The 14,782-nt window shown below is 39.0% G+C and carries 11 protein-coding genes; 4 read left to right on the forward strand and 7 right to left on the reverse strand.

The genetic code is table 11. The annotated features are described in order from the left end of the window. Positions 1–155 precede the first annotated feature (155 nt). Positions 156–479, reverse strand: a complete 324-nt coding sequence (locus ACIF8R_RS02980; RefSeq protein WP_396478990.1) for a hypothetical protein — start codon at positions 477–479, stop codon at positions 156–158. A gap of 11 nt (positions 480–490) precedes the next feature. After that, positions 491–1,726, reverse strand: coding sequence for a phage/plasmid replication protein, II/X family (locus tag ACIF8R_RS02985; RefSeq protein WP_396478992.1), 1,236 nt, complete (start codon positions 1,724–1,726; stop codon positions 491–493). A 108-nt stretch (positions 1,727–1,834) separates the two neighbouring features. Between ACIF8R_RS02985 and ACIF8R_RS02990 the strand changes: the two genes are divergently transcribed. Continuing rightward, positions 1,835–2,029 carry a hypothetical protein gene (locus ACIF8R_RS02990; RefSeq protein ID WP_031996160.1) on the forward strand — a complete coding sequence of 65 codons (195 nt, stop codon included), beginning with the start codon at positions 1,835–1,837 and terminating at the stop codon, positions 2,027–2,029. Positions 2,030–2,419: 390 nt separating this feature from the next. Here ACIF8R_RS02990 and ACIF8R_RS02995 read toward each other — a convergent pair whose 3' ends face one another. After that, positions 2,420–3,520 carry an ABC transporter substrate-binding protein gene (locus ACIF8R_RS02995; RefSeq protein WP_396478994.1) on the reverse strand — a complete coding sequence of 367 codons (1,101 nt, stop codon included), beginning with the start codon at positions 3,518–3,520 and terminating at the stop codon, positions 2,420–2,422. Between the two features lie 72 nt (positions 3,521–3,592). Next, complete coding sequence (locus tag ACIF8R_RS03000) at positions 3,593–4,546, reverse strand: TauD/TfdA dioxygenase family protein (RefSeq protein WP_396478996.1); 954 nt, start codon at positions 4,544–4,546, stop codon at positions 3,593–3,595. Positions 4,547–4,767: 221 nt separating this feature from the next. Between ACIF8R_RS03000 and ACIF8R_RS03005 the strand changes: the two genes are divergently transcribed. The 3 genes from ACIF8R_RS03005 (at position 4,768) to ACIF8R_RS03015 (ending at position 10,073) form a co-directional block, all read left to right on the forward strand. Then, entirely contained in the window at positions 4,768–5,589 is an 822-nt protein-coding gene (locus tag ACIF8R_RS03005; RefSeq protein ID WP_004701544.1) for a Crp/Fnr family transcriptional regulator, read from the forward strand. Positions 5,590–5,706: 117 nt separating this feature from the next. Beyond that, positions 5,707–7,371: an arylsulfatase gene (locus tag ACIF8R_RS03010; protein ID WP_212284004.1), complete on the forward strand. Its 1,665-nt coding sequence runs from the start codon at positions 5,707–5,709 to the stop codon at positions 7,369–7,371. 212 nt (positions 7,372–7,583) lie between these two features. After that, on the forward strand, positions 7,584–10,073 hold the full coding sequence (locus ACIF8R_RS03015; protein ID WP_396478999.1) for a TonB-dependent receptor: 2,490 nt from the start codon (positions 7,584–7,586) through the stop codon (positions 10,071–10,073). A gap of 68 nt (positions 10,074–10,141) precedes the next feature. Here ACIF8R_RS03015 and mgrA read toward each other — a convergent pair whose 3' ends face one another. From mgrA to ACIF8R_RS03030, 3 genes are all read right to left on the reverse strand, one after another. Next, positions 10,142–11,140: an L-glyceraldehyde 3-phosphate reductase gene (gene mgrA / locus ACIF8R_RS03020; protein ID WP_396479001.1), complete on the reverse strand. Its 999-nt coding sequence runs from the start codon at positions 11,138–11,140 to the stop codon at positions 10,142–10,144. Positions 11,141–11,151: 11 nt separating this feature from the next. Beyond that, positions 11,152–12,480 (reverse strand): LLM class flavin-dependent oxidoreductase, encoded by a 1,329-nt coding sequence (locus ACIF8R_RS03025; protein WP_162283734.1) that lies wholly within the window; start codon positions 12,478–12,480, stop codon positions 11,152–11,154. A 62-nt stretch (positions 12,481–12,542) separates the two neighbouring features. After that, on the reverse strand, positions 12,543–14,738 hold the full coding sequence (locus ACIF8R_RS03030) for a TonB-dependent receptor (RefSeq protein WP_213702677.1): 2,196 nt from the start codon (positions 14,736–14,738) through the stop codon (positions 12,543–12,545). Positions 14,739–14,782: the final 44 nt, after the last annotated feature.

Raw genomic sequence — 14,782 nt, forward strand, 5'->3', positions numbered from 1 at the left:
CTCCTCCTTCCCAACCTCTCAGAACATCGAGATCGCATAATGCAGATTGATGTTAAAAAGCCCCGTGAGACTCTGTAATTTTCTCACTGGGGCTTAGTAACATAATCTGGACATCACATTATACGAAGTATCGTATAAGTAAGCTTTTGATAACATTAAGCTTTTAGCTCTGGCGCTTTCTTTTCTTCTAGCTGTAACACCTTGCCATCACCAGCCGTACGGTAATAAACGTTGCCATCAACTGCTATCAATGACACAGGCAAATAAATATCTTTGTTCGTATAACACTTATAAAACTCTAATAAGTGTTGATGCTCTGGATCAACTTTGACTGGTTGCGAACAATCAACCATTTCTTCTAAACCACGGTCAAACTTCTGTGATTTAAAAATAAGACGCATATTAGGCTGACCAGTCTTAGGATCTGGCTTAACATCAATCTTGAGTAACTTGGCATTAAAAATAATTTGTGCTGACATGATAAAAATCCTTATGCGATGCGTAATTCACGCTGATTAAATGTAGAAATTGGTTCTTTAAAGTTCTCAGGTACTTGATTTTCGAAATTAATTTCGACAAGTTTAAGAAATGGAATAATGTTTGATTTAGATTCAACATGCAGATTCTGCAAGAATGCTTTCGAGTAACCAGCTGCAACTAAATCAGCAACATTTGCATAAAAACGCGTATCTGAATAACGCTTCTTTAAAACCTCAAAGCCATGTACTTCAAGATTCGTATAGAAAGTAAATAAATTACGGGCTTTAGTAAGCGAAACACGACCTAAAGCCGTTCGCTTAGCGTATACAGAACATAAATGATTAAAGACAGTATCGTGGTCAGTAGCTTTCATTGCAGTACCCTCAAGGGCTTTAAAAATTTCAGAATTAGCCTTGATCCATAGATCACGTAAAAAATTAGGATTAGCGCGTTGATAACGAATAAGTTGAAATAAATTAGTCGGAATACCGAGTTCTTTCATAACATAGGCTTTAATGCCTGTTTCAAACCGCAAAAGCCCTTTAGTAAAGGCCAATAAATCAGGATCAGACATAACTTTAACGACACGCTGAGCAGATTTATCATTCGCTTTTGCAAGCTTAATTTGTTCATCAAGTTGAGCCTGAAACTCACATGACTTACCGTAAACTTTACGAGCAAAACGCTTACCGCGTTCGGAACCAAAATAAACAGTGTTCTTATATACAACTTGCTTTTCTGATTTACGAATATGTCTTGAAGACATATTTCTCATAAAGTCAATAACTTGAGAAACTTGATTGTCATCACGTAAACGTGCTGAATAAGTTGCATCAAGTTGCTTAATTTCAGTTTCCCCAATGGCTAACATGCCGTAAAGCGTCGGATGTGATTCAGCAAGATACCCAAGCATTTCAAGCGCTCCCTGCTCTATCCAATCAGAACCGAAAACATTGTGACCTTGAAGAATCTTCGCAGGACTAGCTTTCAGTTCTACATATGGATAGTTCTTCCCTTCATGAAAAAACTTAAAAGCCATCTTCGTATAAGAAGTAGGCAATCTTGAATATGGATGATTTAAAACCTGACACTTAGTATTACCGTCTTCATCTTTAAAGACATCGTAAGAACCAAATTTCAAACCGATATCAAGCAAATCAAAACCGAAAACGCAATACCGACCTTCACTGTCAATATCGACAAGTGAAGCATCAACAGGTATGTGCATAACGATTTTATCTAACATTTGTTATTTGTCACAAATCACATTTAATGCGATTTATACAATATCACATGTGACAAATCAACATATTTTATTATTATTTGTCACTTATTACATTTAGCGGTGTTACAAATGGCTATATCACAGAGATTGAGAGAAGAAGAATCAGAAATGGTCGAAAAGAAGACCCTAGATATCATGATTGAAAAAAAAATGAAGATTAAAGAAAGTGATGTAATTCACGCTTTAATTCGAAAGCACATCAAGGAATTAACAGCCGCAGATGTGCTTGAATACAGAAGAAAATACTTGGGGAAAGATGATTAAAATTCCCAAATTCGGGAGTTAAGTCCACACTAGAGATGGTGGACTTTTTTACATCCGGATGCCCCTTCTCCGTGTTCTGCTCGGTTGGTCAGTCGTCGTCCCTCCTCCTTCCCAACCTCTCAGAACATCGAGATCGCATAATGCAGATTGATGTTAAAAAGCCCCGTGAGACTCTGTAATTTTCTCACTGGGGCTTAGTAACATAATCTGGACATCACATTATACGAATAGTTTTATAATTCACTATTAAGTCCTTGATTCTGTTGTTGTACGTTTAGCTATACTTGTTGCCTCTACAAAGAATTATTAATTATTTTAGATGCGTATATGAGGTTTATAAAAAAGACCTTTGTTAAGGTCTTTTTGCACAGCTAAATTAATTTAATAATTTTATTTTGAAGAATTCCAATAATTGACGTAATTCAACTGTTGAATCCCTCGTTCTACAAACTCAGCATTTTGCCATTGTTTTACATCAACATCGCGTTTTATCAGCTTGGCCTTTAATGCAGTCTTTACACCTTCTTGTAGATGCCCAAGATAATATTCATCCAAAAGTGGTGAAAAAACTGTTTTTAAGGCTTTGTCTTGTAGACTCAATGCATAGAGTTCTGTTGGTAATCCTGCATTTTTAGTGACAAGTTGAATGGCATTGTCGCGATTTTCAGGCTGTGAAACCCAATGTGCTGATTGTAAAACCGTATTTACTAAGGTTTGGACAATTTCAGGATGTTGTTTAATAAACTCACTACGACCCACCAAACCTGATTGAATTGTGCCAGCTCCATCTTGTCTCTGCCCAGTACTCAGCGGAACCTCTACAATTTTCTGCTGTTTGAGCGCTAGAATTGGCATTAAACCCCAGCTGGCATCAATTTGCTTAGCAGCAAGTGCTGCATTGGCCGCAGCAGGATCCAAATTAATAATGCGGAAATCTTTTTCAGTAAAGCCATATCGCTCGATATATTGATCAAACGATAATTGCATAGCAGTTCCTTGAAAAATTGCTATTCGTTTACCTTTTAACTGTTCGAGGCTGGTATATCCTTTATTTGGCAAAACACCCAAATAAGCATCTATGTGCCGTCCAGTTGCTACCAGTAACGTGGTATCGATTTGATTCGATTTACCAATAATGGCTGCTAAGTCACCTAAAAAAGCAAAATCTAATTGTTTATTAGCCAAGGCTTCATTGATTACTGGCCCTGCACCTTTAAAAAATTGCCATTCAACCTGAATATTTTTCTTTGCAAATTCTTTTTCAAGTAACTGATTTAAATATATATAATCAACTAATGGTGTGCCGCTACTATGTCTTTCACTACTGCTTAGATCAGGTACTGCAATTCTAATTTTTACAATGTTTTCAGTCTGATTCGTTGTTTTTGATGGTGCTGATGAAGATGGTTTGAAAATAAACAGAAGCAAAGCGACAAAAATAAATGCAGGAATAATCCAGATAAATCGATTACGTTTTGATAGTGTGGCCATATCGTTTTTCTCAACAACATATACAACGTCACTGCTTAACGACAGTGACGTTTTGCATGTTTAAAATAGTCTTTAGTTGGCATTTAAAACGGCGTGAAGCTTGGCTTTTTCGAGTTGTTCTGCTGATAAATCTTTGGGTAATATGGTTTTACCTTTTAAGCCATGTACACCAGTCGTTACTTCACCGGCAAGTGTAATTCGGCGTACAACGCGATGTTGATCACCATAATCGTTAACTGCATAGTGCTGTGTAGAGCGATTATCCCAAATCACCACATCTCCTTCCTGCCATTGCCAACGCACTGTATTTTCTGGTCGCGTTACTTTTTCTTGTAAAATATTAAATAAAAGCTGCGAATCACTTTGACTAAACCCCACAAGTCGTTTGAAAAAATGCCCAAGTAAGAGGCTTTTCTTGCCCGTTTCTGGATGTAATACGACTACTGGATGCTCTGTCTCATACTTGGTAGATACAAAAATTTTCTTCAGTCTTTCTAGTTGTTCAGGCTCGACATTTTGTTTTGGTCCACCATAGTCATATTCATTTGAATGTACAGCTACCAACTGCTCAGCAAATTGCTTTAAAAGCTCAGGAAGATCTTCATAAGCAGTTTCCGTATTTGCCCAAGTTGTATCACCACCTGTTTCAGGGATGATTAGGCTTCTCAAGATACTAATTTTAGGATAAGCATCCACAAAAGTGACATCAGTATGCCAAGAATTGGCGCGTGCACCTTTTTGTGAGTCAAGTTCAAAAATAAAATCTGTGCCATCCACCGCTGGTACTGTTGGATGTTTAACGGGTGAACCAAACAATTCTGCAAATTTCTCTTGTTCGGTGTCCCCCAAATGTTGCTGGCCACGAAAGAAGAGTACTTTATGCTCTAATAGCGCATCGTGTATAAACTGAACTGTGGATGAATCAAGCTTAGAGCTTAAATGAATGCCTGATATTTCAGCCCCAATTCGACCAGTTAATTTTTTAACGTGTAGTTGTTGTGCTGGTTTCTGAATAAATGTGGTCATGTTAATTTCCTGTCATAATATATGACTGAATTTTTATCAGAAACGGCGGCTTATTCTGTTATTTCAGAGACAATCCATCACGTAAAAAAATATTTTGATATTTAAATAATTAATAACACGCACATATGAAAATTAAATATGAAATTATATTTTTTTGAAATTTGAATAAATTTTAACTCTGATAAGCTGTTTAAAATCTTAGTTTATATCTCTGATTTATCATGAAAGCATCATCAATTATCGAGTTTAGGAATCCTATCTCAAAATATCAGAATGATTTTGACGGCGGACAATCTTCGGATCATCAAATTATAACCAATGAATTTATTCATAAAAGTATTCGTATTTTAGAAAACTATCAGGTTATCCAATCTTTATCTAATACAGAGAAATCTACGCTTATTCAGCATTTAAAAATAAGAAAGTATTATCATAATCAAACGATATACAATCAAAATGATCCGTGCACTGATATCAATATTTTGCTTGAAGGCGCACTTAAACTTGGCTGGAGCACATCTCAAGGTAAATATCACACCGATATTTTTGTGCCCTCAGGTACATTAATCAATATTGTTCCGATCGTAACGGGTCAACCCCTACTTCACGACCATATTGCACAAGGTAGAACGGTAATTGCCAATCTTCCTGGCCAATTGTTTATGGATGTCATCAGAAATAACGCAGATGCTTTATTCATGGTGTTGAAATTAATCTGTGTAAGAACACAACTAAATCGTGAACAAAATTTCATTTATTCAACTGAAACATTGCAAACACGTCTCGCTAAAAAACTAGTTTTTCTAGTGGATTATCATTCCTATCAGGATAAAGATAAAATTTTATTGAATCTCAAATTGAGTCAGGAAAATCTGGCAGAACTTTTGCAGACCTCAAGACAAAGCATTAATAAAGAACTAGCAGCGCTTTCGAACCAAAACATCATTGAGGTTAAATATAACCAAATCTTTATTTTGGACTTTGAAAAGCTAAGCGATATTGCACAGACTCATCAGTTCAACAGTACCACTAAGTTCCTTTGATATATCTGCTTTTGTCATAATGATATGATTTTATTAGGAGATAAATGTCAGAATAGAAACAGAATAAAAATTTGTCATATTTACACTAAGCATTTTAGTCGCTTTGTTGGATGAAACATGACAGATGTAAATATCAAAAATCAACCTAATATTTTATTAATTGTGGCAGATGATTTAGGTTTTTCAGATTTAGGTGCTTTTGGCGGAGAAATCAATACACCTCATTTGAATGAATTAGCATTAAACGGCTTAAGACTGACTAATTTTCATACGGCGTCAACCTGCTCCCCCACTCGTGCGATGCTACTTTCAGGCACTGACCATCATTTAGCTGGTTTAGGGACCATGGCAGAGGCCCTCACCCCAGAGCTCGAAGGTAAAGAAGGCTACGAAGGTGTATTAAATAACAAAGTTGCCGCATTACCAGAATTATTAAAAGATGCGGGTTACTACACCATTATGTCTGGAAAATGGCATTTGGGACTAAAACCAGAATATTTTCCAATTAAAAAAGGGTTTGAACGTTCTTTTGCATTATTACCAGGTGCAGCTAATCATTATCTATTTGAAGCGGATATTCCAGAAGACCAAATTCCACGCTTACTTAAGTCAACAAAAGGGCTCTATGCAGAAGATGATGAGTTTTCGGAAGAACTGCCTCAAGGGTTTTATTCATCAGATTATTTTACCACTCGCCTTCTAGACTTTTTACAAGATGATGAAGCACGCCAAGGACGTCCTTTTTTTGCATACTTGCCTTTCTCTGCACCACACTGGCCCTTACAGGCACCTCAGGAAGATATCGATCGCTATAAAGGACGTTATGCAGATGGCCCCGTTAAATTGCGTGAACAGCGCCTTGAGAAACTCAAGCAACTTCAATTGGTAGATGCGGAAACAACGATTCACCCTGTCCTCGCTAGAACTCCATTCTGGGAAAATCTTACTCAAGAGCAACGTGATAAGTCTTCAAGAATTATGGAAGTCTATGCGGCCATGGTAGATCGTATGGATCAAAACGTTGGACGTGTGGTGGAATACCTCAAAGATCGAGGGGAATTAGACAATACTATTGTTATTTTTCTATCAGACAATGGTGCAGAAGGTGCTCAACTTGAAGCTCTGCCCGTCTTTGGCGGCCAACTTAATGAAATTATCGAGCAATATTACGACAACAGTATTGATAATATTGGACGAGCAAACTCATATGTTTGGTACGGAGAACATTGGGCACAAGCAGCCACTGCCCCTGCTCGCCTATATAAAGCTCATACTAGCGAAGGTGGAATTAGAACAGTTTCGTTCATTCACTACGCAGGTTTTAAACGCCAAAATCAGATCAGTCACGAGTTTCTGACAGTCATGGATTTACTACCAACCCTGTTAGATTATTTAAATATTCAGCATCCTGGTCAGGTGTATAAAGGTCGTCAATTGGTACCACTGCGTGGTCGTTCTATCTTGCCATACTTGCAAGTACAACAAGATCACATTCACAGTGAAGATCATGTCACAGGCTGGGAGTTATTTGGTCAAAAGGCTCTGCGCAAAGGAGAATGGAAAGCGCTCTTTATCCCTGCGCCAAATGGCCCAAATCGCTGGCAGCTATATAACCTTAAAGATGATAAAGGCGAAACTCAGGATTTGGCAAAACAATATCCAGAAAAGCTCGATGAATTACTCAAAGAATGGGCAACTTATGTGAAAGAAAATGGTGTGATTGAAAATGTGCAACAACGAAGATTATTACAGAATGATCAGCTAGAACCATTTGAAGCATAAAGATAACGAAGAGATTAGTATTTAGATTGAACTAAGCCAGCACCTCATGCTGGCTTTTACATTTGCCACCTGAACAATATTTTAAAAGGCCTATATTTAAAAAATTACTATTAAATATAAAGATAAGATCATCAAAATATAAACTTAAGTTTGTACTGATAATGACAGTGTTCAATTACATAAAAATTAAAATCATCACAAAGAAAACACAAATGGAGTCATTAATGTCAGTTCAAAAGCACACCTTTCATTTCAAGAGAAAAAGATTAGTTTTAAATAAAATCACGCAAAGTCTGTTTATTTCACTTATAGGGTGTGCAGGATATTCATCTATTGTCTATGCCGAAGACATTCCCACTACTTCAGGTACAGCGGTAACGGAAGCCAGTACGTCAAATTCACAGTCAAACAGTAAAGCAGATGATGTCATTCAGCTTGCAGATGTTATTGTGACGACACGAAGACGTGAAGAAAAAGCACAAAATGTTCCAACACCCATTAGTATTTTAAGTGCCAAAACACTGGAAACACAAAAACTCAGTAAACTTGAAGATCTACAACAAGCCCTACCCAGCCTTAATGTTGCTTTCTTAAACCCACGTCAATCGAGTGTAGCAGTTCGAGGTTTGGGTAATAACCCAGCCAGTGATGGTTTGGAAGCGAGTGTTGGGGTCTATCTGGACAATGTTTACTTAGGTCGCCCGGGCATGGCTGTATTTGATTTATTAGATATTGCTCAACTCGAATTATTACGCGGGCCACAAGGGACCTTGTTTGGTAAAAATACTACGGCGGGCTTATTAAACATTAGCTCAAAACAGCCTACCTTCGACCCAGACCATTCTGCTGAAATTTCTTTTGGCTCACGCAATTATTTGCAAGCTAAAGGAACGTTTTCAGATGCACTATCCGAAAATGTGGCAGGCCGACTCTCTTTTTATAAAACGACTCAAGATGGTTTTATTCATAATACCTATAATGGTAAAGATTATAACAATACAGATCGCGAAGGTGTCCGCGGTCAAATTCTCTGGAAGCCGCAAGAGAATTTTAATTTACGTCTAATTGCAGATTACAATAAACAAGATGATGATCAAGGCGCGATGGTCGTGTACTACGCTGGGCCAACGTTTAACAGTACTGTATATGGAAATAACTACAATCGTTACTTAGAAAATGCCACACAGTCAGGTGCTAAAAATCTTTACACTAACTGGAAAGACAAACAGATTCATTCAGATGCCCCACAACACATGTCTGTTGAGCAAGGTGGTGGATCGGCAGAGGCCAATTGGTCGCTAGATAGCGGTAAAAAAATTACGTCGATTAGTGCATACCGCTTTTGGAACTTCACTCCAACCAACAGTGATTTTATTAGCTCAAATGCATTGACTAATGCTGGTGTTTCGGTTCGAGATAAACAGTACTCTCAAGAGCTACGCCTAACCTCTGCTGGAAATCAAAAAGTGGATTGGGTAACAGGTCTATATTACTTTCAGCAACAGTTAGACAATACGACTTTCTCTTTATATGGAGATACGGCTGACGCATTCTATCTTTATAACGTTCCGAGCGTAAGAACCTTAATTGCAAATGGTCAATCGAATATTTTGAATAATCGAGATTCGTATTCATATGGAACAACTGAGACAAAAAGCTCAGCAGTATTTGGTCAAAGTACATGGCATGCGACACCGAAGTTAGACATCACCACAGGTGCACGAGTCACCTATGAAGATAAATCTGCTAGTATCTATAGAACCGACCCTATTGGGGGTACACCAGTTTCGGGTTTAAGTGCGGCAGAGCGTAATTTACTAAATGCCCAGCTCGGAGCATACGACTCGGGTGAACTGAAGCAACATGGTTTAAGTTACTCTGGCTTACTGACTGGCAGCTATCGTTTAAATCCGAGTACACTGGCCTATGCAACGTATTCACACGGTGAGAAATCAGGTGGCTTTAACCTAAGCATTGGTTCTGCACCAACAGCTGGTGCTAACTCGTTAAAGGTTGATCCTGAAAAAGCAGATAACTATGAAATTGGATTAAAAAAAAATTTTCTTAATAATACCTTACAGCTCAATAGCAATATATTCTGGATTGATGTTTCTGACTATCAAACTACAAGCTATGAACAAGTCGGTAACTCTGTTGTGAGTGTATTGGCAAATGCAGGTAAAGTACGCAGCCGAGGGATCGAACTCGATGCAACCTATCAACCTATTCGTCGCCTTACACTTAACTTTAATGGTTCTCTTAACGATACTACCTATACAGAATATAAAAATGCCCCTGCTCCATCCAATATCAGCATTCCAACAGGCGTAAACACACAAGATCTGTCTGGAGAGCGTGTATATGGCGTACCGAAATGGATTGCAAATTTCAATTTCCGTTATGACTTAGCTGAGCATAATAACTGGCAGCCCTATGTTTCGGGTAGTTATGCTTGGCGAGATTGGTCATATGGCTCTTTAGATAATAACCCGTACAGTGTCATTAAAGCCTATGGATTAACAAATGCGAGTCTAGGTGCCCGACATCGTATTGGTGAAAATGAACTGGATGTTGCATTATGGGTAAAAAACCTCACCAATGAAACCTATGTAACTAATACATGGAACTCTTCTAATGGTATTGTTCTCGCTAGTTTAGGTCAGCCTCGTACCATTGGTGCAACCGTGAAACTTAGCTTTTAACAAATAAAATGCTCAATCATTGCAGCATTGGCTCCTTGAAAGCCATGCTGCAAATTTTGTATAGAGTTTTATGGCGTATTTAGAATAGCGTCAATCTGAGTCAACTCATCTGCACTAAACACAGTGTTTTGTAATGCTTTTAAGTTTTCGATGATCTGCTCTGGTCGACTAGCACCAATGATTGTTGATGTAATCCGTTCATCACGTAAAACCCATGATAATGACAATTGAGCCAATGTCTGGTCTCGACACTTTGCTATTTCATTTAACTGCTGTATTTGCTGTAGCTTCAATGAAACGAGATGCTCTGACTGTAAATAACGACTACCACGCCCAATACGTGAGTCTTCAGGTACACCATTCAGATATCGTCCAGCCAATAGGCCTTGGGCCAGTGGTGAGAACGTAATTACACCAAAACCCTCTTGTTTAGCGGTCTCTGTTAAACCTTGCTCAATCTGACGTTCAAAAAAATTGTAAATCGGTTGATGCAAAGTAAGTGGAACGTGATAGGTCTGAAGCAATTCTATCAACTGCAAAGTTAATTCTGGTGTATATCCAGAAGAAATCCCCACATAGAGAGCTTTACCTTGTTGCACAATATCGGCAAGTGTCTTGGCTGTTTCTTCAAGCGGTGTTTCTGGGTCATAACGATGTGAATAAAAAATATCGACATAATCAAGCCCCAGTCGCTGTAAGCTCTGATCAAGACTAGCCATCAGATATTTTCGGCTGCTACCACCTTGTCCATAAGGTCCAGGCCACATGTCCCAGCCTGCCTTTGTGGAAATAATAAGTTCATCTCGATATGGCTTGAAATCAGTTTTTAAAAAGTGCCCAATATTTTCCTCTGCACTTCCAAAGGGTGTTCCATAATTATTGGCTAGATCGAAATGATTAATTCCATGATCAAACGCCGTGTAAAGTACCGATTTTTGTTGCTGAATTGGAGTGTCATCTCCAAAGTTATGCCAGCAACCAAGTGATAATGGTGGTAATACCAAACCGCTATTTTTAATTTTTCGATATTTAAATGTTTGATATCGTTCTGAATTTGCGAGATACATACTTTGTCCTTCTATTCGGCATCAGCCAAGAGGCCGAGGTTTTGTCTTAATGTTTGACCTTCGTATTCTTTGCGGAATAAATTGCGCTGTTGAAGGATGGGAATAACTAGATCGACAAAGTCCCTAATTCCGTTTGATATGACGGCAGGCATAATGTTAAACCCATCTGCTGCATCACTAACGAACCACTCTTCAAGCTGGTCGGCGATATATTCTGGCGTTCCAACCAAACAAAAATGCCCCCGTCCCGATGCAATACGTTGATAGAGCTGTTTAATGGTTAGACCCTGCTCTTGCCCGAGTGCCTGAATTAATTGCTGGCGACTTTGCTGCCCCGTTTGGGTTTCAGATAAATCTAAGGAAGCTAAAGGCTGATTTATATCAACACCGCTTAAGTCAAAATTGCCCAACATTCTTCCTAAAAGCCCAAGGCCAATGTCATCATCAACGAGCTCATCTAAAAGCTGTTGCTGTTTCTTAGCCTCTTCATTCGTATGAGCAACAAGCACATAGACGCCAGGCATGACCACTAACTCATGTTCTTGGCGATCAAAGTCTTCAAGACGTTGCTTTACATCGCTATAAAATTGCTGTGCAGCGGCTAAGTTGGATTGCGCAGTAAAAATGACATCTGCCGTACGAGCTGCCAGATTTTTGCCTCGTTCTGAACTGCCTGCCTGAACTACCACAGGGTGAGACTGTGGGCTTGGGCTAATATTGAGTGGACCTTTTACCTGAAAAATATCACCGCAATGATTGAGCGTGTGTACCTTATCTGGATTAAAGAAAATACCTGTGGCTTTATCATGAATAGCTGCATCTTCATCCCAACTATTCCAAAGTCCTTTTACGACATCGTGAAATTCTTCAGCACGTGCATAGCGGTCTTGATGTTTGACATGTTCCTTTGTGCTGAAATTTTTCGCTTCAAGTGCAAAATCTGTAGTGACGAGGTTCCAGCCTGCACGTCCAGCAGAAATCTGGTCTAAAGAGGCAAACTTTCTTGCGAGATGATATGGCTCATTGTAGGTTGTTGTGGCTGTCCCAATGAGTCCAATATGACGGGTTTGTGTCGCGATTGCTGAAAGTAATGTAAGAGGCTCAATCTCGTTACCGCGAATTTTGCCTGATGTCGCAGTTGCTGGATCAACAGCTAGACTATCGGCAAAAAAAATGGCATCAAATTTCCCCTCTTCAGCTATTTTTGCTGCATTTAAGTAGCGCTCATAGGGGCTTAGGTTTAATTGACTCGCTGGATGTCTCCAACTGGCCAAATGATGGCCATAACCGTCTAAAAATAAATTAAGGTGAAGCTTTCTTGTAGACGAAGAATTACTCATTTTAATCAGTCCAATGGATGGGCGTACACCTCGAAAAAAACGAGGCGTACTAGACATACTTTTTAGAAATTTTTACGGAATGAAATGCCAAAATAGCGTTCATCATCTCTAGGGACTTGACGAGTAATACGGCTACCATTGGTGCTCAGTAAGGTTGCATATGATTTATCCGTTATATTTCGTACATTCAATGCCAATCGCCAGTCAGAAGCAGTATCAGCTAAAGCAATGCTCGCATTCAAAAGTCCATATGCACCCTGAATGGTGTTTTGGTTTTGGTCGAGACTGAACTGCACTTTGCTTTGCCACGCATATTGGGTTGAAAGTTCAATTTGTTTGTTATTTGCTAGAGTAAAATAGCGATCGAGCTGAGTATTAAATTTCCAATCTGGAGAAAATGGTAGCGGCTTACCATTTACATTTGGGCACGAAGTATCGGTAGCTGGACATTTGAAGTCATCAATTCGTGCATGTGTATAGGCACCTGAAAAGTTTAATGCCCAATTGGGATTAATCTTATATACCGAATCAATTTCAGCCCCATAGGTAGAGACACTTCCTGCATTAACCAAGCGGGTTATCGGGAAACCATTTGGATCGAGGGTTCTAAAATTTGCCTGATAGTTATCATAATCAGTGTTAAATAACGCCACATTGACACGCAGACGATTATTTAGCCATTGAGATTTGAGACCAAGTTCGTAAGAGTTAGCCGTTTCCGGATCAATGACAGGCGTATCATTTTGCTGCATATTAAAATAAACGTTATATGCAGGACCTTTATAACCTCTCGAATAGGTAAAATAGCCCAATATATTCGGTGTAAAGTCATATTGAGGTCCAATGCGGCCTGAAACTCCAGTTTCACTGGTCGATCCATCACTGCTAAATGAAGAACGAATGGCATTTCGGACACCTACACTGCTTGGAACAGTTGAAACTCGGCTGTGATCATAAGACAACTCATCTCGAGTAACACGTAAACCAGCAATCCATCTCAACCGATTTGTGAAATGAAAGGTACCTTCGCCAAATGCAGCATAGTTGGTGCTGTCTGTGTTATAGATTGCCTTACCAAAATCTACGACATAAGCATTAGAAGCATTGTTGTACCAAGTTGACTCGCGTTGATAAGTCTCATCGTTTTTGTTCTTTGAAAAATATAGACCCGCGACATAATCAAAAAAACCATGATCGAGCGGTTTAATTCTAATTTCTTGAGAAAATTGCTTACTGTTAACATGGCCTAAATCGGCAATTCCGGCAAAATTTGGTGTCGGAGCAGCAAGCTGATCACTGTCACCAATCTGTGTGTTTTTCCATTGGCGAAAGGCTGTAATGGATGATAATTGATGATTGGTTAATGTCCAGTCTGCGGTAAGCGCTACACCCTGATTGGTATCATCAGTCGACGCTTGAGTATTTTCAACTGTACTTCGATTGGTTGGAGATGCCACAACAGGCGATAATGCTGCTGCATAATTGGCATCGGTATTTTTAACCACAATACCTGTTGGGGCACTTCCTTTTTTATGCAGATAATCGGCAGTAAAGCCTAAAACTAAACTATCGGTAGGCGTATATTCAAATTTGGTTCTAAACCCATAATTTTTATAGCCATTAACATCTTGATTTGTTGTAAGGTTGTCTACATTGCCATCAAAATTACCTAATAGCGCCGAGACATTGGCAGTTAATTTTTCAGGAATTAATGTACCAGATGCTCCTAGTTTAATTCGTTGTTCACCATCGTTAGTGGCATAGGCATCAATATAACCAGAGGTTTCACTGGTCGGATTTTTGGTCACAATATTGACTACACCTGCCGATGCATTTTTACCAAAAAGTGTTCCTTGCGGACCACGAAGAACTTCAATACGATCCACATCTAACAAATCGAGTGTTGCTTGCCCCGGTCGGCTGTACACAACGCCATCTATCACTGTAGAGACGGAAGGTTCAACACCCGGTGAAGTGGTAACAGTTCCAATACCGCGAACAAATAAAGAAGTATCTTTATTGGAAGCTCCAGCCCGAAAGTTAACACTCGGTACTTGTGTTACTAATGTTTCAAGTGAGTTTCGCTGTTGCTTATCGAGTTCCTTTCCACTAATAACTGAAACGGCAACAGGTACTTTTTGAAGTGATTCTTCACGGCGTGTTGCTGTTACAACAACTGTTTCTAATTGAGCCACATCCTCAGAAGAACGTGTGGTATTTGAGACTGTTTCTGCATGAGCTTGCCCCCAAACTGACAAGATACTCAGCGAAAGCAGACTTAAATTTAAAATTTTTTGTTTAG

Source organism: Acinetobacter sp. ABJ_C4_1 (assembly GCF_044538495.1).
GTDB classification, from domain to species: Bacteria; Pseudomonadota; Gammaproteobacteria; order Pseudomonadales; family Moraxellaceae; genus Acinetobacter; species Acinetobacter nosocomialis_A.

Bases quoted from the DNA above. Each gene is read 5' to 3' on its own strand.
- ACIF8R_RS02980 (WP_396478990.1), bottom strand. From the start codon at position 479: ATGTCAGCACAAATTATTTTTAATGCCAAGTTACTCAAGATTGATGTT.
- ACIF8R_RS02985 (WP_396478992.1), bottom strand. From the start codon at position 1,726: ATGTTAGATAAAATCGTTATGCACATACCTGTTGATGCTTCACTTGTC.
- ACIF8R_RS02990 (WP_031996160.1), top strand. From the start codon at position 1,835: ATGGCTATATCACAGAGATTGAGAGAAGAAGAATCAGAAATGGTCGAA.
- ACIF8R_RS02995 (WP_396478994.1), bottom strand. From the start codon at position 3,520: ATGGCCACACTATCAAAACGTAATCGATTTATCTGGATTATTCCTGCA.
- ACIF8R_RS03000 (WP_396478996.1), bottom strand. From the start codon at position 4,546: ATGACCACATTTATTCAGAAACCAGCACAACAACTACACGTTAAAAAA.
- ACIF8R_RS03005 (WP_004701544.1), top strand. From the start codon at position 4,768: ATGAAAGCATCATCAATTATCGAGTTTAGGAATCCTATCTCAAAATAT.
- ACIF8R_RS03010 (WP_212284004.1), top strand. From the start codon at position 5,707: ATGACAGATGTAAATATCAAAAATCAACCTAATATTTTATTAATTGTG.
- ACIF8R_RS03015 (WP_396478999.1), top strand. From the start codon at position 7,584: ATGGAGTCATTAATGTCAGTTCAAAAGCACACCTTTCATTTCAAGAGA.
- mgrA (WP_396479001.1), bottom strand. From the start codon at position 11,140: ATGTATCTCGCAAATTCAGAACGATATCAAACATTTAAATATCGAAAA.
- ACIF8R_RS03025 (WP_162283734.1), bottom strand. From the start codon at position 12,480: ATGAGTAATTCTTCGTCTACAAGAAAGCTTCACCTTAATTTATTTTTA.